Source organism: Reyranella massiliensis 521 (assembly GCF_000312425.1).
In the GTDB taxonomy this organism is placed as follows: domain Bacteria; phylum Pseudomonadota; class Alphaproteobacteria; order Reyranellales; family Reyranellaceae; genus Reyranella; species Reyranella massiliensis.
This window is the reverse complement of record NZ_HE997181.1, coordinates 1,606,877-1,626,297: the sequence shown is the minus strand read 5'-3', so window position 1 is coordinate 1,626,297 and position 19,421 is coordinate 1,606,877. Positions and strand designations below refer to the sequence as shown.

Sequence of the window (19,421 nt, the reverse complement as noted above, 5' to 3'; positions counted from 1 at the left end):
AGCGTGCAGAGTTGATGGATCAGCTTGGGATAACCGTTTTCGACGTCGCCGTGATCGCCGTGGCCGTCTTCGGAGCGATGATCGGCATGTCGGCCGGCTTCGCCCACGCCATTCTGTTCATCGGCTCCTGGATCGGCGCCGGTTGGGCCGCCTGGCGGTTCTCCAAAGTGGTCGAGCCGGAAGTCCAGCAGATCGTGGGCAGCACGGAGCTTGCCTACTTCATTTCCATGCTGGCCGTGTTCGTGGCGGCTCTGATCGTGTTGATCATGCTGACCAACATGCTCTCGCGCTCCGTCCGCGCGAGCCCGCTGGGCAAGCCAGACCGCATTCTGGGCGCCGGTTTCGGCGTCCTGTGCGCCTGGGTCGCCCTGGGCACCGCTTTCCTGTTCTACGGCTATCTCGGCCCTCGCCAGCTCCCGCCCGCGGTCGAAGCCGGGGCCACCTTCCCCATGATCCGAGAGATGGCGACCTTCGTGGAGCCCCATCTTCCGCCGGGTTTCCGTACGCGACTGCAACGGCCAGGCATGGATACGGGCGCCATTCCCACACCGGCGCCAACTCCCGCCGCGCCACCGGCGCTAGCACCCGCGCCGCCACCCGCCGAAACGCCCGCGCCTGCCGAGGGTGAAACCAAAGCGCCGCAGTGACTTATCCTTGATAGCGCGCGGGGCACACCCCAGCTATAACCCCGCCGTGCAAAGCACCCCGAAACGACCCGACCACGACCTCGACAAGTTTCACGAGGAATGTGCGTTGTTCGGCATCTACGGGACGTCAGATGCCGCCGCGCACACCGCGCTAGGCCTGCATGCGCTTCAGCATCGTGGCCAGGAAGCCTCCGGTATCGTCACCTTTGACGGCCGACTTTTCCACAACCACCGGGCGGCCGGCCTGGTCGGCGACATCTTCGGCGCCCAGTCGATCATGGCCAAGCTGGTGGGCTACTCGGCCATTGGCCATAACCGCTACGCCACCACAGGCGGATCGTCCGACCGCAACATCCAGCCGATCTTCGCCGATTTCGACTTCGGCGGCCTGGCGTTGGCCCATAATGGCAACCTCACCAACGCATACCTGCTGCGCAAGGAACTGGTCCGCATCGGCTGTCTGTTCCAGTCGACCACCGACACCGAGGTCATCAACCATCTGATCGCCCGGTCCAACTATTCGACGGTGCAGGACCGGCTGATCGACGCGCTGGGCCGGGTCAAAGGCGCCTACTCCCTGCTGCTGTTGACCAACGAGTCGCTGCTCGGCGTGCGCGACCCGATGGGTGTCCGCCCGCTCGTGATCGGCCGCCTGGAAGATGCCTGGATCCTGACGTCCGAAAGCTGCGCTCTCGACATCCTCGGCGCCCGCTATGTGCGCGATGTCGAGCCGGGCGAGATCGTGATCGTCGACGGCAGCGGCCTGCGCTCGATCAAGCCCTTCGCCAAGAAGAAGCGCCGCTTCTGCGTCTTCGAGCATATCTACTTCGCGCGCCCTGACTCGAAGGTCGAAGGCATCGGCGTCTATGACGCCCGCAAGCGCATCGGCATTGAGCTGGCCAAGGAGAGCGCGGTACCCGCCGATCTCGTGGTGCCCGTCCCCGACTCCGGCGTTCCGGCTGCCATCGGCTATGCGCAACAGTCCGGGTTGCCTTTCGAGCTCGGCATCATTCGCAACCACTATGTCGGCCGCACCTTCATCGAGCCGGCAGATCACATCCGCCATCTCGGCGTACGCCTGAAGCACAACGCCAACCGCGCCATGATCGAGGGCAAGCGGGTCATCCTGGTCGACGATTCGATCGTGCGCGGCACGACCTCGATGAAGATCGTCGAAATGGTGCGCAACGCCGGTGCCCGCGAAGTGCACATGCGGATCGCAGCGCCGCCGACGACGCACCCCTGTTTCTATGGCATCGACACGCCCGAACGCGAGAAGCTGCTGGCTTCGCGCTACGACGTTCCCGGCATGGCCAAGTTCATTGGCGTCGATTCGCTCGCCTTCCTGTCGATCGACGGCCTCTACCGCGCCATGGACAAGCCGGCTGGTCGCGACGCGGAAGACCCGCAGTTCTGCGACGCCTGCTTCACTGGCGACTATCCGATCGCACTCGACGATGTCGTCGGTGTTGAGGATCGCCAGCTCTCGCTACTCGTCGAATCCGCCTGAGCATGAGACTGAAGGGTCGTCTTGCGCTGATCACCGGCGCATCGCGCGGGCTGGGTGCTGCTGCAGCCCTGGCCTATGCTGCCGAGGGCGCTCATTGCGTGCTGGTAGCACGCACCGTCGGCGGCCTTGAAGAAGTCGACGACAAGATCAAGGCATTGGGAGGCTCGGCCACCCTCGTGCCGCTCGACGTCACGGATGGTGACGGCCTCGACCGACTGGGCGCCGCACTCTACGAGCGCTTCGGCAAACTCGACGTGCTGCTCGGCAATGCCGGCATCCTGGGAACGCTCTCTCCTGTCGGTCATTTCGAGCCCAAGATCTTCGAGCGCGTGATGGCCGTGAACGTCACGGCCAACTGGCGCCTGATCCGGTCGATGGATCCTTTGTTGCGCCGTTCCGATGCCGGCCGCGCCATTTTCGTAACATCGGGCGTTGCGCGCCGCGTCGTGCCCTATTGGGGCGCCTATGCGGCCAGCAAGGCCGCGCTCGACATGCTGGTCGGCGTCTATGCCGCCGAGGTCGCCCACACGCAGGTCCGGGTCAATCTCTTCAATCCAGGACCGATGCGCACCTTCATGCGCCGCGAAGCGTTCCCCGGCGAGAACGAAGCCCAGCAGACACCGCCCGAAGCCCATGGCGAGTCGCTGATCAAGCTGGCGCTTCCGTCGTGCACGATGAACGGCGAATGGGTGGCCGGCGACGAGGCCCTAAGCTCCTAGTGAGCGCCTAGCGCTTCTTCTTCGTGCGGCGGCCTTCGTAGGGATTCTTGGGCTTGCGCATGGTGAGCCGGATCGGCACGCCGGGCATGCCGAAATCGTCGCGCAGGCGATTGGTGAGATAGCGCAGATAGTCGTCGCCCAACTCCTCGGGCTGGCTGACCGACAGGACGAAGGTCGGCGGCCGACGCTTGATCTGGGTCATGAAGCGTAGCCGGATGCGCCGGCCGTTGCTTGCCAGCGGCGGCGGATGAAGCGTCTCCATCTCGCGCAGCCAGCGATTGAGCTTGGGCGTCGGCACGCGCTTGTTCCAGATCTCGTAGGTCTCGAAGACCTTCGGCATCAGACGCTCGACGCCGCGGCCGCTCATTGCCGAGAAGCCGACGATCGGGACGTCCTTGACCTGGGCGAAAGATGTTTCGAGCCGGTCGCGCAGCTTGCGCCATGCTTTAGTGGATTGTGACTGATCGTCGGCCAGCAGGTCCGTCTTGTTGACGGCGATCACAAGGGCGCGCCCCTCCTCGATCACCCATCCGGCAATGTTGAGGTCCTGCTTCTCGGCCATGTCGCCGGCATCGAGGACGACCACGGCCACGTCGGCCAGGCGTATCGTGTCGAGCGTGTCGGCGACGGAAGCCGCTTCCAGCTTGGCCTCGATACGGCTCCTGCGCCGCATGCCCGCCGTATCGACGAGGCGGACCGGCCGGCCCTTCCATTCCCATTCGACGCGGATCGCATCGCGCGTGATGCCGGCTTCGGGGCCGGTGAGCACGCGCTCCTCGCCTACCAGGCGGTTGAGCAGGGTCGACTTGCCGACATTGGGACGGCCGACGATGGCCAGAAGCAGCGGGCGGCCAGGCGCCAGATCTCCTGCCTCGTCGTCGCCTTCGCCCTCTTCTGCTTCCTCGTCCTCTTCGGGCATGGGCTCGATATGGCGGCCGAGTGCTTCGTGCAGGTCGCTCAGGCCCTCGCCATGTTCCGCGGAAACAGGGATCGGCTCGCCCAGTCCCAGCCCGTGTGCCTCGGCAAGCCCCTGCTGTCCCGCGCGGCCCTCGCACTTGTTGGCCACGAGGATCACTTTAGCCGAACGCTTGCGCAGCCAGCCGGCGAAGCTCTCGTCGAGCGGCAAGATCCCGGCACGCGCGTCGATCAGGAACAGGACGACGTCGGAACTCTCGATGGCCCGCTCGGTGAAGCGGCGCATGCGCGCTTCGAGCGCCTCGCCACCGGCCGTCTCCCAGCCTGCGGTGTCGAGCAAGGTGAAGGCAAGATCGCCGAGCTGCGCCGGTTGCTCGCGGATGTCGCGTGTAACGCCCGGCGTGTCGTCGACGATGGCCCGGCGCCGGCCAACCAGTCGGTTGAACAGCGTCGACTTGCCGACATTGGGACGGCCGACGATGGCGACCCGGGGCAGGCTCTTGGCCAGCCCGGGGGTCAGCCCGCGATCTTCAGCGGAGGGCAATGAGCCGCCCCGAATCGGACAGCACGTAGATCGTGCGGTTGGCGATCACCGGACCGAGACGCACGCGGTCGCGCACGTCGATCTTGCCCAGGATCTCGCCGGTATAGGGCGACACGGCCAGAAGGTCGCCGAGCGAGCTCGTGATCAGCAGGCGATCGCCCGCCAGCACAGGTCCGCCCCACAGCGTAGGCCGGCGACGCTTGTCGTCTTCGTATTGCGTGAGAGGCGTCACCCAGCGCACCTTGCCACTGTCGCGCAGGATGGCGGCGACGTCGGCCGTGCTGGTCAGCACGAAGACGAAGCGTCCTGCCACCCAGGGAGTCTGGCTGCCGCCGATATTGCGATCCCACTGGCGCTGGCCGGACCTGAGGTCGATGGCGGCAATCTGGCCGGCCGAGCCCATCGCCAGCACGAGGCCGCGATCGATCACCGGACGGCCGCGAATGTCGGTGAGATTGCCGAAGGCACGGATGTCGCCACGCGCGCCGATGAGCGTTTCGTTCCACACCGGCCGGCCATTGTCGATACGCAACGCGACCAGCTCGCCCGACGAGAACGGGGCCACCACGACGTCGCCGGAACCGGCCGGGCTGTTACCGCCGACATAGCCGGCGCTTTCCTGCAGGCCGCTGAACTGCCAGAGGTCCGAACCGTCGGACGCGGCCAGCGCCTGCAGCTTATTGTCGATGGCAACCACGAACACGCGGTCGGCAAAGACCAGCGGCGCGCCGCGCACGGGCGCGCTTACGGTCGAGGCCCAGTCTTCCTTGCCCGAGTTGGGATCGAGAGAATAGACCGTCGCAAAGCCCGTCGTCACGAACAGCTTGCCGCCATAATAGGCCAGGCCGCCGCCGAACTCGTCGCTGTCGCGCGCTTTCTCCGGCTTGAGCGTCACCCGCCACAGGACCGCGCCCGTGTTGGCATCGAAAGCCGTAACGGTGCTGCCGGCATCCTTGGCGAAGACCTTGCCGTCGGCCACGACCGGGGCCGTGGTGAGGGTCCGCGACGCTGTCGAACCAGCGCCGACATCGGCCGTCCAGATGATCTGCGGCGAGTCGTTGATGGCGAGGTTATGCATCGCATGGTTGGCGAAGCCACCGGATTGCGGCCAGGATTCGTTGACCACTGGTGCCGGCAGGACCACGTCGACATTGGCGACGTCCTTGTCGGCTTCGAGGTCGCGCCGGTCGCCCAGCACGGAAATGCGCTCGCCCGGCAGCGGCTGCTTGCTCTTCTCGAACCAGTCACAGCTCGACAGAGAGACAGTCAGCAGCGTGGCAGTGAGCAGAAGCCGAGGATCGACAACGGTGCGGAATACGCTTTGCATGGAATTACTTCGCCTCCGCCGCGCCGTGGACGCTGAGCATCGCTGATGCGCGCTGGGCCATGCCCTGCGGCGCTGCCCGGTCCTTGGTGATTTCCGTCCAAAGTTGCTGGGCGCGCTTGGCATCGCCCTTCCCCATTGCCGCCATCGCCTGCAGCTCGTGCACGCTCAACTGAAAGGGCCGGTCGACTGCGCCGAGCGGCTCGAGCAGCGCCATCGTCTCCTGCGCCTTCGGCGTACCGACGCTCTTGAAGCCGGCAATCACCATCGCAAGGTCGCCGAGCTCTCGGGCCGGCAGGCTTGGCGCGACGGCGACCAGTGCCGTCACCTGCTCCTCGTGCGTCGCGCGCAGCTGAGCAGCCACCATGGCAGCCAGCGAACGGTAGGGCTCGGCCGCGCTGGTCGATTGCTTCTCGAGTTCGGCGCGTGCGGCCGCCGGATCGGTCGCGGCGAGCGCGAGGGCTGCCGAATAGGCCGCACTCGCAGCCCCGCGCTGCGCCTGATCGTACTGGCGCCAACCCACGAGGCCTGCAGCCCCGACAACGACGACGACGGCGGCGGCGACCACCCAGGTACCGTATCGTCCCCACCACTCCTTCATCTCGTCCTTGCGGACGGCATCGTCGATTTCTTGAAACGCGGCGGAGTCGGACACGCAGGGCTCCCGGATTATCGCGAAATATCAACAGCTTCAGCGGCGGTTCATAGCCGCCCCCCCGGCCTTTGGCAAACCAGCCGAAGCCGTCGGGAGGGCGCTTTACCCCCATTCACCGTTCTGCAAGAATTCATGGCAACGACATGACCGAAAACATCGCGGCATGACCAACTTGTACCGTTTGGCCGATCAAAGGGCCCGACGCCGCATTGTCTCATTCGACCGGCGAGAACTGTCCCGGCTGCTGAACCTTTACAGCATGCGGGTCGCCTCCGGCGAGTGGCGCGATTACGCCATCGACTTCCGGCCGGGCATGGCCATTTTCTCGATCTTCCGACACACCGCTGAGCAGCCGCTTTTTGCTATAGCCAAGGTCCCCGGGGGCGGCTCAGGGGGCGGCTACATGGTCTACAACGGGCCGCGCAAGCTGGCGCACGGCGACTCGCTCGAAGACGTGCTCCGCGTCTTCGACCGCAAGCTCAAGCTGCTGCTTCGCTGAACCCTGTTTTCAGTGTTTCGGCGTGGTTGCCGCGCCAATGCCGGCGCCGACTGCCGTGCCGACCAGGACAGGCGCAAGAAGCGGCCAGCCAGCCACCGCGCCGACCGCCAGACCAGTACCGGCGCCGATGCCGGCCCCCGTCACTGCGCGCTCGCCCCACGTATCGCCACAGGCAGCCAGCGACAGGAAAAGAGGAGCCGCGCAAAGCGCAAGGATTCGGGAACGCATCTTTGACCTCGAAATTGAGGGGAGAAACGACAGACTCAGTCGCGAGAAATGAATTATCTTGGCCGCTTAAGGCTTTATGGGACAACCATCAGGTATTTCACCTTTAGTGTCAATAACCCCAGTTAATACACTGAAGTTCCATAATAAAATAAGCAAATGATAACGGCCTAACTGCGATCCAGCGCCTCTTCGTACTGAGCGGGCTTGAACCCCACGAGCAGCTTTCCGCCGGTTTCGAGCACGGGCCGTTTGATCATCGACGGGTTCGCGATCATCAGGGCGATCGCCTTCGTCTCCGTCAGACCTTCCTTGTCCCCTTCAGGCAGCTTGCGGAAGGTCGTGCCGGCCCGATTGAGCAAGGTCTCCCAGCCGGCCTTCCTGGCCCACCCTTCGAGGCGGCCGCGCTCGATCCCGGCGTTCTTGTAATCGTGAAAATCGTAGGCGATGCCTTTCTTGTCGAGCCAGGCGCGCGCCTTCTTCATCGTATCGCAGTTCTTGATTCCATAGATGACAACGGACATCGGCTGACTCTCACAGGGACGACAGCCGCATGATCGGCCGGCCGGCAGCGTCGAGGAAGAAAAGTTTGCGCTGCTGCGAATCGATCCTGAAACTCCGCACTGCCTCGAGAGCAGACAGGAATTTGCTTTCCTGGTCCATGACAGCCGGTGGGCAGGCCATACGCGTACTGGCGATGGCCCCAAAAGTGAGGCTCGCCCCCGAAATCGTCGCCTGTCCGTGCAGGCGGTTGCAACCACCGCTGCCGGTCACGACTCCATCGGCGGTGATTTCCAGCACGGACTGCAGATTGTCGATCACCCCGCGGCCGCGAATGTCCTCCGCCAGCCAGCGTCCCGCAGGCAACGACGACGACGGCGGTGGCGGCGCTTGCCTGGCGACATTTTCGACCTGGATTTCACCATCGTCCTTGCCGCCGGCGAAAACGGTGTGGCGTGTCGTGCTGATGAAGAGCAGCCGGTCGCCTTCCTGGATGCGGGCATGCAGGGCATAGGTGTGTCGCGGGTCGATCTGCGCAGAATCGTACCGCAGCGTGTAGGGAATCGGACTGGCCTTCGCGTCGGTGATCCGCGTTTCGGAGATCGTCTTCGCAGGCGCATCGGCCAGCGAGATGTCGAGCAGCTTGACCTCGACCACGGCTCCCGGAGGCAACATCATGCGCTCGCGATAGACGACCTTGCCGCTGATCGTCCGGGCTTCGGCCGCCGCCTGCCCTGCTGGTATCAGAAGGCCTGCCGCCAGGATGCCGACGATAGGACGTCGCGAAATACTCACTGCCGCTAACTCCTAGCGATCGTTGAGCGACCACTGCCCGAGCGGAACATATCGATCATGTTCGGGCAAGCGCTGGACCAGAGCGAACGTGCGGATGGGCAAGGTGCCCGGCTGCTGCCCTTCACGGAGCAATATCGCGGGCAGCGTGAGATGGGCGCCAAGCCCGGCAGCCTGCAGGGCCGCACCGAGAGTACGCTGAAGCGTCAACACGCCGTCCATGTCCTGCGTGACCGGCATCGAAACGGTGGATGCAGCCTTCATCGCCATGTCGACCGTGTCATACGGCAGAGCAGGAAGACCGTCGATGCTGGCAAGCGCCAGCCCCGGCGCTACGGTGAAGAGGAGACTCGTCGTCGCGGGAACGAAGTCGAAGCCGCGTTCCCCGGGAAGCTGATCGAACATGCTGATTACTACCGCCATGGCTGCGAGGCCCCATTACCTCGCTCGGGTCGTTCCCATGTAGGCGGCAATCGACGACAATCAACCTTTGCGACCGGCGCTGCGCGCCATCGTATCGACAAGATCGTTGAGCTGATCGAAGCCGGAATTCACACCGACAACGAAACCCATGCCGACATGCTCGTTGCGCATCGCCACGGTGTCGAAAAGGGTGCTGAAGGTCAGCAACGTCTTATCCCGCTTCTCCTCAAGGGTGATCGTGTGCACCATCCTGCCCGCACCTTCGATCTCGAAGCCGTTGTCGTAGACGATGCGCTGGTTGGGCACGATCTCGCGATAGGTGCCGCCGAACGGCGTGTTCTGCACGCCATTGGGACCCGTCATCGCAAAGCTGAACTTGCCACCGACGCGGAAGTCCATGTCGCATTTGGTCAGCGGCCAGCCGACCGGCCCGAACCATTTGATGACATGCTCGGGCTTGCTCATCGCCTCGAACACGATGCGTACCGGAGCATTGAGTTCGCGAGTGATGACGACGGTACGATCGGCGATCGACTCACTTGCTGCTGCGTTTGCGCTTGCGGCCATGATTCTTTTCCTTTCGATGGAGTTCACTTGCATAGGCGTCGAGCCGGTCGAAGCTCTCTTCCCAGAAACGGCGGTAGTCACCGATCCAATGCGCGGCCGTTTCGAGAGGCGCCGCGTTCAGGCGCACCGGCCTGAACTGTGCCTCGCGGCCGCGTGACACCAATCCCGCCCCTTCCAACACCTTCAGATGCTTGGAGATGGTCGGCTGGCTGAGATCGAATGGCTCGACCAGTTCGTTGACGGTCGCCTCGCCGGCCGCGAGGCGCGCCAGGATCGCGCGCCGTGTCGGGTCGGCGAGCGCAGCAAAGACCAGATCAAGTTGTTGCCCGGATTGCAGCATTATTAATTGCCTTTTGGCTATATTGCCAAATAGCAATATTATGCAGTCGCGAGCGCGTCAAGTGAGACGTCTCCGGATCGGTCGTCTATTCCAGCTGGACCCTCGCCGCCAATGCGCGCAGCCGCCCCTCTTCCCGTGCCACGAACGTCCCGAACGATGCCGGATCGGCATACTCGGCCAGAACGTTGCCCGCGCGCGCCTCGGACTCCTTGAACGATGGGTCCGCGAGAATGTCGCGTAGCGCGGCCGAGAGGCGCGCGACCACGGCCGGCGGCAGGTTTGCCGGTCCGGCGAGACCACCCCAGAGATCGGCTTCGATCCCTTTGACCAGTTTTCCTTCGTTCACCGTCGGCAGGTCGGGCGCCGTGGGATCGCGTCGTAGCGAAATCAGGCCCAGCGACTTGAGCTTGCCCTGACGGATCAGACTGAGCGCCGAGCCCAGCGCCATGGTGGCGACCTGAACCTGTCCGCCTACCAGGTCGGTCAGGAGCGGCCCGCCTCCTTTGTAGGGCACGATGTCGAACTTGAAGCCCGCCGCCTCCGCGAACATCACACCACCGACGGTCTGCAGCGTTGCGAGGCCCGTGGCGCCGAGCGGCACCGGCCGCCCCTGCTTCTTCGCGTAGTCGATGAACTCATCGGCTGTATCGGCGGGCAACGCCGGGTTGGCGACCAGAATGGTCGGAACCTGGAAGACCTTGGCAATCGGCGTGAAATCCTTCGCTGAGTAGCCCACCTGTTTGAGAACGATCGGCGCCATGACCAGATCGTTGACCGTGCCGATCAGCAGCGTGTAGCCGTCGGGGCGCGCACGCAGCACCTTCTGGCCGGCCAGGGTGCCGGAAGCTCCTCCGACATTGTCGACGATCACCTGCTGACCCAACCGTTTGCCGAGTTCCGCCCCGAGCGCACGGCCCGCCCGGTCGGTCACCGCCCCCGGCGGAAACGGCACAACGAGCGTTATGGGCTTGTCCGGATAGGACTGCGCCATTGCCGCGAGCGGCGCCATGCCCAGGGCCGGCACGGAAATAAGCAAAGTGCGGCGCGAAAGCCGTGGAAAGCGATCCGGCATGGCATTTCCTCTTCACCGGGGACGGTTGGTTGTGTGTCCCTTCAGCGGTTCAAATCATCGGCGAAAAGGAATAAGTAACTAATCGAATAGATAGGCCATCAATAAACATCGCTAATATCGTGAGCGCCAACGCCTCTGCCCTGCGCAATCGCCTGATCGCCCGCGCGCGCATTCGCCACCTGCAGGTGCTTGTCCAGATCGCCGAACTCGGCAGCATCAAGCGTACCGCAGAGGCGATCGGGCTGACGCAGCCGGCCGTGACGCATGTGCTGGCTGATCTGGAGACACTGCTCGAATGCCAGCTGTTCCTGCGCCATTCCAGGGGCATGCGCCCGACTCCGATCGGCGCGGCACTGCTGGCGCCGGCCCGCCGCATCCTGGCAACGGTGGAAACCGGCGCCGAACAAGTGGTGGCGATGACCGGGCGTGCCTCGGGAACCGTACGCGTTGCCGCAATCTCGGCCGGGATATCGGGCGTTCTGGTGAAGGCGCTGCCGCAGTTCAGCCGCCGGCATCCCGAGATACTGGTACAGGCGCGCGAAGCTGACGCCGTACGATTGGCGGCCCTGATCGAACGCGATGAGGTGGACATCGCCCTCTGCCGGGCGCCCAGCGTGACGCCCGAAGGCTGGCATTTCGTCCCTTTGCTCGAGGATCGTTTCGCGGTGGTGGCGGGTCCGGGTCACCCGCTGCTGAAACGCCGCAAGGTCGGGATGGAGGAACTGCGCAAGGCAAAGTGGCTGATCGCTCCGGTGCCGATGGCCGCACGCCTGGCCTTCGATCGGCTGTTTGCCGACGAGACCATCGCACCCCGTACCAGTTCCATCGTCACCAACGTGCCCGCGCTGTTCTGGTCGATGCTGACGCGCGAGCAATTGTTGTGCGTTCTTCCGGCGAGCTTCGTGACGCAACTCGCCGACGCCGGCCAGGTTTTCGAGGTTTCACTTGCGCAGGAACTGGCCTTCGAACCGATCGGCATGCTCATGCCAACGGCGGACGCCGGCGAAGCCGTTCGAAAGCTCGCCCGCTTCCTCGTCGCCTTTTCCGCGCGCGACTAGCTGGCTTTCCTGGCAAGCAATGCCATGAGGCTATCGTAGTGTACGATCTGCCAGCATGCCCATTGCTCGAACTCAGCGACCAGGCCGTCGCTGACCTCTATCAGCCGGCCTCCGTCGCCGATGCTGAACCAACCGCTTTGCGCAGCTTCCTCGAGGAGGTTGCCGACATGAGCGCGCGAGACCTGGAAGCGTTGGGCCAAACTGCGCAGGGTAAGCGGCAGGGCATCCGGCGCCCCCGAAACCGCAGCTGCATAATGTGCCCCGATGACAGCCGCCAACAGCGAATAGCCACAGTCGCGCCCCGCAAAATGCAGCACACGCGGAAAGTCGTGAATCAACGTCCCCTTCTGAAGAACGAAAGCCGCCGACTGGTGCAGCAGCTCACCCAATCTATCGGGTTCACCGAGCAGGTCTGAGAGGGCCGGCTGCCGGTCCTCGATTTCGTCCGCGGCCCGGACGAAGAGCCGAACGGAGCGGCCGATCTCCTCCACCATGGCAGGCGCCGGCTTCAGCCACTTCACCCGCCGGTCGGCGGGATCGGTTTCGGCGACGACGAAACCTCCTGCCTTCATGGCCGCAACAAAACCCGCGGTCTGCCGTTCGCTCGTGCCCGTCACCTTCTGCAAGGCCGTCAACGTCGGTGGCGGCCCCTTCTCATGCAGCCAGGCATAGTAGTTGTGGATCAACATGTAGGAGGCGACGTAGCGGTGGAGCTGATCGAACATCTTGAAGATCGGCCACGCCACCGGCGCTTCGCCCGCCATGTCGTGACAATAGCGCGCCAGGGCAAGACGAAAGTTGTTGCGTTGGCGCAAACGTGCGCCGGCTTCGAGGAAATCGCCCGACAGGCCCCGCGCCGCGCGATCGACGGCGACCATTCTTTCCACGGCCTCGCGTCGATCGCTCACGATTGATCGATCCCTGCAAAGTTTGGACTCTTGGCGACGAGCGGGCATCGGATAGCCTTTCGCGGCTCTTCCACCTTGGAAGCCCTGTCGACAATCGCGAAGAGGCCCGCGTCATGTGTAACGATCATCCGGTTCAGCTCCCCCGTCGTGGCCTGCTCGCGGTCAGTGCTGCCAGCCTTGTCGCCGGAAGCCTTGCCGCCCCGGCACTCGCGCAAACGGCCAAGCCGGCGCCGAACGCCATGACGCCCGACCAGGCGCTGAAGCGCCTGATGGACGGCAATGCACGCTACGTCGCCAACGCTCCCGATAACAAGGATTTCTCCGCCGGTCGTGCCGCGCGCGCGCAATCGCAGCATCCTTTTGCCGGCCTGCTGAGCTGCGCGGACTCCCGCGTTGCCCCCGAACTCGCCTTCGACCAGAGCCCCGGCGAGCTGTTCGTCGTGCGCGTCGCCGGCAACTTCGTGAACACCGACGGACTCGCCAGCCTGGAGTTCGGCGTCAAGGTCCTCGGCATGCCGCTGATCATGGTGCTCGGCCACACGAACTGCGGCGCTATTGCCGCCACCATCAATGTGATGAAGGAGAAGACCCAGCTTCCGGGCCATCTGCCCGATCTGGTCAAGGCCATCAAGCCTGCAATCGATCTCGCCGAGAAGGCCAACGCCGCGAATCCGCTCGACGAGGCAATCAAGCAGAACGTGCGCTACAACGTGCGACGTCTGCTGGAAGCCAAGCCGATCATCGCCGAGGCTGCCGCGGCCGGTAAGGTCAAGGTCGTGGGTGGCATGTACGATCTCGCGACCGGCAAGGTTGCCCTCATCTAGGCTGCCTGCACGTCGCAGGCTGGGCAAAGCAGCTCCCCTGCCGCATGAGCCTGCAGGCGCCGGCTACGCTTCCGACGCCTGCTTGCGGCGCTGCGGGTAGATCGTCTCGCCGCGCTTGAGCATCGCGACGAAAGTCTCGATCTTTCTCTTCCGTCCGGCTTCGGTCTTCATGTTGTGGGTGCGGAAGGCCAGCGCAAAGCGGTTCTGCGCGCTGAGCGTCGCCAGCATTGCCTTGGCCTTGGGGTCGGCATCGATTGCGGCCTGGAGATCGTCCGGGATCTTCATGTCCTTGCCGCTCTTATAGGCCCGCGCCCATCGTCCGTCGGCCTTGGCCGCTTCGACTTCGCGCAGTCCATGCCCAGTCATCTGGCCGCCCTCGATCAACCGGGCGACATTGTCGACGTTGATCTGACTCCAGGTGCCTTTCTTCCCGCGCGGTGAGTAGCGCTGCAGGAAGCTCTTGTCGTCGAAGCTCTTGCGCAAGCCGTCGATCCAGCCCCAGCACAGCACAACGTCGATGGCTTCCTTGGGCGTGATCGACTTCAGTCCCGACCCTACCTTGTGAATCTTGATCCAGACCTCGACTTGTTTGTCGTGGTTCCGGCCGAGCCATCTGTAGAAACTCTCCGCATCCTTGAACGCGTGAACTTTGCTGGGATCGACTTGCATGGAGCGATTTCCGTGGGCAGCCAACAGACGGTCTAGCCAGGCATCAACGCGGCTTTGCCCCGATGACGATCCGGATGGGGGCGTCCGTCGCGGCAGGCGTTTGCGGACCATTGAGCGTGCCCCGGAAGCGATGCCAGCCTGCCGGCCAGTCGCCCTTCGTGGCATTGAAGCCGGCCGTACGCAGCGCCTCCACGAGCGCGGACGCAGCCTCGTTCGTTGCAGCGTCGCTGCCTTCCTTGAGGAGCACGGTCACGCCGAAGAGTCCCGCCACGCCCGTCCATGTCCAGGTCTGCGGTGCCCATCCGGCATCGCCGAGATAGGCTGAGATCGTCGAGCCGACGGCCGGCGCGTCGGATACCTGATCGAGGACGAATATGGCGGCGTTGGTACCGGCGAATTTCCGAAGACTCGCGACAATCGGCGACGGCTGCTCTTCGCGACTTGCTGCAGTGCCTTCGGGAGTAGTCTCTCCCTGGGCCGGCCGCGGCGTCTCGGCCGCGCCCTGCGGCTGATCCGTCGCGCGCGCGGTCGCCTCCCTGACGAGCTTCGCCAGATCGGCAACTCGCTGCTGGATCGCAGCGGCGTCGAGCGACGGCGCTCCTGCCTTCTCGCGGGCCGCCTTCTCGGCCGCCGCCTTCTCGCTGGCCGCAGCGCTTTCGCGGGCCGCCCGGGCTGCCCGTTCGTTGGCGTCGCGGGCCGCCTGCTCGAACGCCACCGCGCGCTCGCGCGCCGCGGAGGCCTGCTGCTCCAGCGCCGCGGCCCGCTCCCGCGCTGCGGACATCTCCTGTTCGAGGGCCGCCGTCCGCCCTCGCGCCGAGGAAACCTCCTGCTCGAGCGCCGCTGCCCGATCGCGAGCCGCCGCAGCATCCTGCGCGAGCTGGCCGGACTGGCTTTCGATACCCTTGTATCGATCGACGGCCGCCTGCTCATGGGCACGTACGGCCGCGCCGTACTTGAACGACTGCCATGTCGTGATGCCAAGCGCCGCAACGGCCAGGATGGTGGCAATGAGGCTGGCGATCATGGCCTTGTCCATGAACGCCGCCCATCCTCGCAGCTGATCGATATCCATGCTCACCAGCTTGTTGGAGCGCATCTCAGGGACGGTGCTCGTCATCGTGCTCTGCCTATGCGCGTAGTGGTCGAGAGCGCAATGTAGCGCTTTGCCGTCGTGCGTTGCGGATTCTTAATCAACAGGCATGGACAGACCACTCGACGAATCGTCGCTCGACGAGTGGCTGTGATCAATTTGTGGCGACAAGAATAGCGGTGCGGGGGGAGCGACCCCTCTTCGGCCTTCAACGCGACGGCATGAGGCCAAGCTGGCTCATCATCGACAGGCCATCCATCAGGTTCCAGGTCTGGATGATCAGGCCCTCGCGGTTGAAGCGATGAAGGTCCCAGAAGGTCGTCTCGATGGTCTTGTGGGTTGCGGGAACGCCCATCACCGTACTGGAGTGCGTCGCGGTCGTGATGCTCCGCCCCATGACCCAATCATCTTCGGCCAGTGCATTCTCGACCGCGATCCGAATATCCGGCCAGGTCGCAAAGGACTCCTCGAAGAATCTGCGGATATGCTCTCTGCCGCGTGGTGTCGGCTTCGACATGATCTGATGGTCGGGCGCGTAATAGGCAATGCAGGCATCGAGATCGCGCGCGTTGTAGGCGTCCTTGGCCTGGAGATAGTTCTGCTTGTTTCTCTGCGCGAAGGAATGAGCTTGCTGCTGATCCATGGCCGGCCCCGTGTCGTTGCAGTCGCGTGTTCTCCGCCACCTTACCTTGGGTTGACCCGCGAGCCGTAATGCACGTTTGTTCAACGCGGTGCCGCGGCATGTGGATAGGGTTTGTCTGCCCACAAAGGAGAGAGCAGATGCCCGACGTCAGACAGATCGAAGCGCCGCCGACGCTCGAAGCGCTGTTTCAGCGCTATCACGCGAGCTGGGAAACACGGAATCCCGACCTGATTGCGTCCCTTCATTCGGAAGACACGATCTTCTGGATCCATAACGGATCGGAGCCGGTCAAGGGCCGGGAGGCGCTGCGCCAGCATTGCATCGGACTGTTCGCTGCGTTCGACTTTACGCTGGAGATGAGCCGCCTGCTGTACGGCGCCGATCACTGGGTCCTCGAATGGACAATGGTTTCGACACTCACGGAACCCGGCGGCACGCCCTTCACCGCACGAGTGGAGATGCTCGACGTGGTCACCGTCAATGCAGCCGGCCAGGTCGTGCGCAAGGATGTGTTCGTGAATGGCCGACAGTATCAGGAAGCCTTTGCGAGGGCCGGCATCGCAAGGTAGCCACGCAAGGTAGCCACAAGGGGGGCCGCCCTCGGCAAACGCCGCCGTGGCGGCCCCTCTTGCGCCGGACGCATCGGCCGGAAATAGTCGGGGCGATGCCCGACCCGCTGTCTCCTTTCCGCAATGCGCTCCTGCCGGTCGGCAGCAGACGGCTCCGGGCGCACGCGAACGCCGTCACCTGCGTGCTGGGCGGGCGGACGGGGCCGCTGCGGCTGGAGCACAAGGGACTACGCGTGGAGGGTGACATCCTGCTCGTCAGGCCGGGCATCGTGCATGCGGTTGCCCTGCCCGAGCGCGGCGCCGACGTTCTCTATCTCAACGGCTTGCCGTTTCCCTTCCAGGTGCCTCTGGCGCAGGCACTGAGTGGCGTGCTGGCGCAACGGGCCTGGGAGGCGCTCCGCGGCGCCGAGGACGCCACGAACGAACTTCGAGCCAAACTGACGGTGTCGCCGGCCGCCCCGCGGGATCCGGTCGCGGAAGTCGTTCGGGCGATCTATGCCGATCCGATGCAGCGCATGCATCAGGGTGAGCTGGCGCGCCGCCTGCACCTGGAGCGCACGCAGGCTTTGCGTTGCTTCAAGGCCGCGACCGGACAGAGCTTTCGCCAGTTCAAGTCGTGGTCGGCTTTGCAGTTTGCCGCACAGCTAATGGCCGATGGCGCGCTGGTCCGGACGGCTGCCCTGGATGCGGGCTTTGCCGATACCGCCCACCTGTCCCGCGTTTTCAGCCGTTACTTCGGCCTGACGCCGAGCGCGGCCATCGCCGGGCTTTCACTGTAGAGCGGGCGACGCCTTAGGCGGGATTGCCGCAACGGTTGGCCTTCTCGAGCGCGCCGCTTCCCGCGCCGCTGCCGGGCCCGCCGTAGATGCTTCGATAAGTAACTTCGCTGTCTCGCGCGGAGATCTGACGGATATTGTACTCGCCGAGCGCGGAGCCTGTCGGGGACGTGACGACCACCCTCGCCCGGCGCTCCTGCGAATAGGTCGAGGGCGTCGCGGTCGTCATGGGACCTCGTTCGAGGTCGGCGATGCAGTTCGCCATCCTCTCGTAGGGCGCCTGATAGACGGCGTTCCAGGCGGGCGCCTTCTGGGCGAGTTCGCCCGGTGACTGGCAACCGGCCAATACGCTTGAGGCGGCGAGGCCGAGCAACGTTCTGTAGATCATGGGCAAAGTATGCGCCCGCGGCCGAGCTCTCTCAACAGCCGGGGTGCATGGAGCGCACCCGACCCCTTCTACGACCCCGGGTGGAGACCCGGCGCCTCCTTGCCCGTCCGCGCCACGTATTCCGTGTAGCCGCCGCCATACTGGTGAACGCCCTCGGGCGTCAGCTCCAGGACCCGGTTCGAAAGTGCGGCCAGGAAGTGGCGATCGTGGCTGACGAACAGCATCGTGCCCTCGAACTCCGCCAGGGCCGCGACCAGCATCTCCTTGGTGGCCATGTCGAGATGGTTGGTCGGCTCGTCGAGGACCAGGAAGTTCGGCGGGTCGAACAGCATCTTGGCCATGACCAGACGCGCCTTCTCGCCGCCGGACAGCACGCGGCACGGCTTCTCGACATCGTCGCCGGAGAAGCCGAAGCAACCGGCCAGCGACTTCAGCGCGCCCGTGCCGGCCTGCGGGAACGACCCGTCCAGCGACTCGAAGATCGTGTCGTCGCCGTCCAGCAGGTCCATGGAGTGCTGGGCGAAGTATCCCATCTTGACGCTGCTGCCGACGTTCACGGTGCCCTGATCGGGCTCGGTCGCGCCCGCAACCAGCTTCAGCAGGGTCGACTTGCCCGCGCCGTTGGCGCCGAGCACGCACCAGCGTTCCAGGCGGCGCAGCCGGAAGTCGAGCCCCTCGTAGATCGGCTGGCTGCCATAGCCCTTGTGAACGCTCTTGAAGCTCACGACGTCGTCGCCCGAGCGCGGCGGCGCGCGGAACTCGAACCGCACGGACTGGCGACGCCGCGGCGGCTCCACCTTCTCGATCTTGTCCAGCTTCTTGACCCGGCTCTGGACCTGGGCGGCGTGCGACGCCCGCGCCTTGAAGCGCTCGATGAACTTCATCTCCTTGGCGAGCATCGCCTGCTGGCGCTCGAACTGCGCCTGGCGCTGCCGCTCGCCGATCTCGCGCTGCTGCTCGTAGAAATCGAAGTTGCCCGAATAGGTGGTGAGCGAGCCGCCGTCGATCTCCACGACCTTGCCGACGATGCGGTTCATGAACTCGCGGTCGTGCGAGGTCATCAGCAACGCGCCTTCGTACTTCTTGAGAAAGTCCTCCAGCCAGATCAGGCTTTCGAGATCGAGATGGTTGCTCGGCTCGTCGAGCAGCATGACGTCGGGCCGCATCAGCAGGATGCGGGCGAGCGCCACGCGCATCTTCCAGCCGCCGGACAAGAGCCCAACATCGCCGTCCATGCGCTCCTGGCTGAACGAAAGCCCCGCCAGCACCTCGCGCGCCCGCGCATCGAGCGCATAGCCGTCCAGCTCCTCGAAGCGCCCCTGCACTTCGCCATAGCGCTCGACCAGTGCGTCCATGTCGTCGGCCTGTTCGGGATCGGCCATCGCCGCCTCGAGCCGGGCGATCTCGACGGCCAGCTCGCTCACCGGCCCGACGCCATCCATCACCGCCGCGACAGCGCTCTTGCCCGACATCTCGCCGACGTCCTGGCTGAAATAGCCGATGGTCATGCCGGGATCGATCGTCACCTGGCCGTCGTCGGGCTGTTCCTGACCGGCGATCATCCGGAAAAGCGTCGTCTTGCCGGCACCATTGGGCCCGACCAGCCCCGCCTTCTCGCCCTTCTGGAGGCCCATCGACGCGTCGATGAACAGGATCTGATGGCCGTTCTGCTTGCTGATATTGTCGAGGCGAATCATGGGGCGTTGCTGGCGGGAAATGGATGGCAACGCAAGCCACCACCAGTTCACGGTATTGCGGCTGAT

At 64.7% G+C, this 19,421-nt stretch carries 24 protein-coding genes; 8 read left to right on the top strand and 16 right to left on the bottom strand.

What is annotated here, in order from left to right; genetic code table 11:
- Positions 1–14 precede the first annotated feature (14 nt).
- From BN60_RS07980 to BN60_RS07970, 3 genes are read left to right on the top strand one after another with little or no spacing between them, the layout of a single operon-like run.
- On the top strand, positions 15–647 hold the full coding sequence (locus tag BN60_RS07980; protein WP_020695494.1) for a CvpA family protein: 633 nt from the start codon (positions 15–17) through the stop codon (positions 645–647).
- A 46-nt stretch (positions 648–693) separates the two neighbouring features.
- Complete coding sequence (purF, locus tag BN60_RS07975; RefSeq protein WP_043283734.1) at positions 694–2,157, top strand: amidophosphoribosyltransferase; 1,464 nt, start codon at positions 694–696, stop codon at positions 2,155–2,157.
- Positions 2,158–2,159: 2 nt separating this feature from the next.
- The gene (locus tag BN60_RS07970) at positions 2,160–2,876 is read left to right on the top strand and encodes an SDR family NAD(P)-dependent oxidoreductase (RefSeq protein ID WP_020695492.1); all 717 of its coding nucleotides are present in this window, start codon (positions 2,160–2,162) and stop codon (positions 2,874–2,876) included.
- 7 nt (positions 2,877–2,883) lie between these two features.
- Here BN60_RS07970 and der read toward each other — a convergent pair whose 3' ends face one another.
- The 3 genes from der to BN60_RS07955 are packed head-to-tail and all read right to left on the bottom strand — an operon-like array spanning position 2,884 to position 6,314.
- Positions 2,884–4,335 carry a ribosome biogenesis GTPase Der gene (der, locus tag BN60_RS07965; RefSeq protein ID WP_020695491.1) on the bottom strand — a complete coding sequence of 484 codons (1,452 nt, stop codon included), beginning with the start codon at positions 4,333–4,335 and terminating at the stop codon, positions 2,884–2,886.
- Positions 4,322–5,662, bottom strand: a complete 1,341-nt coding sequence (locus BN60_RS07960; RefSeq protein ID WP_020695490.1) for an outer membrane protein assembly factor BamB family protein — start codon at positions 5,660–5,662, stop codon at positions 4,322–4,324. The genes der and BN60_RS07960 overlap by 14 nt, the downstream gene beginning before the upstream one ends.
- A 4-nt stretch (positions 5,663–5,666) precedes the next feature.
- Positions 5,667–6,314, bottom strand: coding sequence for a tetratricopeptide repeat protein (locus BN60_RS07955; protein WP_020695489.1), 648 nt, complete (start codon positions 6,312–6,314; stop codon positions 5,667–5,669).
- 172 nt (positions 6,315–6,486) lie between these two features.
- Between BN60_RS07955 and BN60_RS07950 the strand changes: the two genes are divergently transcribed.
- Entirely contained in the window at positions 6,487–6,813 is a 327-nt protein-coding gene (locus BN60_RS07950; protein WP_245539818.1) for a DUF2794 domain-containing protein, read from the top strand.
- Between the two features lie 9 nt (positions 6,814–6,822).
- On the opposite strand, the gene BN60_RS07945 is transcribed toward BN60_RS07950, so the two are convergent.
- The 7 genes from BN60_RS07945 to BN60_RS07915 form a co-directional block, all read right to left on the bottom strand.
- The gene (locus BN60_RS07945) at positions 6,823–7,041 is read right to left on the bottom strand and encodes a hypothetical protein (RefSeq protein ID WP_043283730.1); all 219 of its coding nucleotides are present in this window, start codon (positions 7,039–7,041) and stop codon (positions 6,823–6,825) included.
- A 167-nt stretch (positions 7,042–7,208) separates the two neighbouring features.
- The gene (locus BN60_RS07940; RefSeq protein WP_020695486.1) at positions 7,209–7,562 is read right to left on the bottom strand and encodes an ArsC family reductase; all 354 of its coding nucleotides are present in this window, start codon (positions 7,560–7,562) and stop codon (positions 7,209–7,211) included.
- 10 nt (positions 7,563–7,572) lie between these two features.
- Positions 7,573–8,334, bottom strand: coding sequence for a YbaY family lipoprotein (locus BN60_RS07935; protein WP_020695485.1), 762 nt, complete (start codon positions 8,332–8,334; stop codon positions 7,573–7,575).
- Positions 8,335–8,346: 12 nt separating this feature from the next.
- Positions 8,347–8,736 (bottom strand): hypothetical protein, encoded by a 390-nt coding sequence (locus BN60_RS07930; protein ID WP_020695484.1) that lies wholly within the window; start codon positions 8,734–8,736, stop codon positions 8,347–8,349.
- 78 nt (positions 8,737–8,814) lie between these two features.
- The gene (locus BN60_RS07925; RefSeq protein ID WP_020695483.1) at positions 8,815–9,321 is read right to left on the bottom strand and encodes an SRPBCC family protein; all 507 of its coding nucleotides are present in this window, start codon (positions 9,319–9,321) and stop codon (positions 8,815–8,817) included.
- Positions 9,290–9,661, bottom strand: a complete 372-nt coding sequence (locus tag BN60_RS07920) for an ArsR/SmtB family transcription factor (protein ID WP_020695482.1) — start codon at positions 9,659–9,661, stop codon at positions 9,290–9,292. The genes BN60_RS07925 and BN60_RS07920 overlap by 32 nt, the downstream gene beginning before the upstream one ends.
- Positions 9,662–9,746: 85 nt before the next feature.
- Positions 9,747–10,733 (bottom strand): Bug family tripartite tricarboxylate transporter substrate binding protein, encoded by a 987-nt coding sequence (locus BN60_RS07915; RefSeq protein ID WP_020695481.1) that lies wholly within the window; start codon positions 10,731–10,733, stop codon positions 9,747–9,749.
- Between the two features lie 119 nt (positions 10,734–10,852).
- Here BN60_RS07915 and BN60_RS28725 point away from each other — a divergent pair, with 119 nt between their 5' ends.
- A complete protein-coding gene (locus BN60_RS28725) occupies positions 10,853–11,791 on the top strand; it encodes a LysR family transcriptional regulator (RefSeq protein WP_020695480.1) in 939 nt (312 codons plus the stop codon).
- On the opposite strand, the gene BN60_RS07905 is transcribed toward BN60_RS28725, so the two are convergent.
- A complete protein-coding gene (locus BN60_RS07905; protein ID WP_202949793.1) occupies positions 11,788–12,699 on the bottom strand; it encodes a hypothetical protein in 912 nt (303 codons plus the stop codon). The two genes, BN60_RS28725 and BN60_RS07905, sit on opposite strands and share 4 nt — an antisense overlap.
- Before the next feature lie 113 nt (positions 12,700–12,812).
- Here BN60_RS07905 and BN60_RS07900 point away from each other — a divergent pair, with 113 nt between their 5' ends.
- The gene (locus tag BN60_RS07900) at positions 12,813–13,523 is read left to right on the top strand and encodes a carbonic anhydrase (RefSeq protein ID WP_020695478.1); all 711 of its coding nucleotides are present in this window, start codon (positions 12,813–12,815) and stop codon (positions 13,521–13,523) included.
- 63 nt (positions 13,524–13,586) lie between these two features.
- Here the strand turns inward: BN60_RS07900 and BN60_RS07895 are convergent, their stop codons facing one another.
- The 3 genes from BN60_RS07895 to BN60_RS07885 all read right to left on the bottom strand — a co-directional run bounded on the left by BN60_RS07895 (position 13,587) and on the right by BN60_RS07885 (position 15,925).
- The gene (locus BN60_RS07895) at positions 13,587–14,192 is read right to left on the bottom strand and encodes a YdeI/OmpD-associated family protein (RefSeq protein ID WP_020695477.1); all 606 of its coding nucleotides are present in this window, start codon (positions 14,190–14,192) and stop codon (positions 13,587–13,589) included.
- A gap of 43 nt (positions 14,193–14,235) precedes the next feature.
- Positions 14,236–15,309 (bottom strand): hypothetical protein, encoded by a 1,074-nt coding sequence (locus BN60_RS07890; protein ID WP_020695476.1) that lies wholly within the window; start codon positions 15,307–15,309, stop codon positions 14,236–14,238.
- A gap of 181 nt (positions 15,310–15,490) precedes the next feature.
- On the bottom strand, positions 15,491–15,925 hold the full coding sequence (locus BN60_RS07885) for an ester cyclase (RefSeq protein WP_020695475.1): 435 nt from the start codon (positions 15,923–15,925) through the stop codon (positions 15,491–15,493).
- Between the two features lie 137 nt (positions 15,926–16,062).
- On the opposite strand from BN60_RS07885, the gene BN60_RS07880 reads away from it, so the two are divergent.
- The gene (locus BN60_RS07880; protein WP_020695474.1) at positions 16,063–16,494 is read left to right on the top strand and encodes a nuclear transport factor 2 family protein; all 432 of its coding nucleotides are present in this window, start codon (positions 16,063–16,065) and stop codon (positions 16,492–16,494) included.
- Between the two features lie 95 nt (positions 16,495–16,589).
- Positions 16,590–17,273: a helix-turn-helix transcriptional regulator gene (locus BN60_RS28720; protein ID WP_020695473.1), complete on the top strand. Its 684-nt coding sequence runs from the start codon at positions 16,590–16,592 to the stop codon at positions 17,271–17,273.
- Positions 17,274–17,286: 13 nt separating this feature from the next.
- Here BN60_RS28720 and BN60_RS07870 read toward each other — a convergent pair whose 3' ends face one another.
- Together BN60_RS07870 and BN60_RS07865 are read right to left on the bottom strand one after the other, a co-directional pair.
- Positions 17,287–17,658 carry a hypothetical protein gene (locus BN60_RS07870; protein WP_020695472.1) on the bottom strand — a complete coding sequence of 124 codons (372 nt, stop codon included), beginning with the start codon at positions 17,656–17,658 and terminating at the stop codon, positions 17,287–17,289.
- A gap of 68 nt (positions 17,659–17,726) precedes the next feature.
- Positions 17,727–19,355 (bottom strand): ABC-F family ATP-binding cassette domain-containing protein, encoded by a 1,629-nt coding sequence (locus BN60_RS07865; RefSeq protein ID WP_020695471.1) that lies wholly within the window; start codon positions 19,353–19,355, stop codon positions 17,727–17,729.
- Positions 19,356–19,421: the final 66 nt, after the last annotated feature.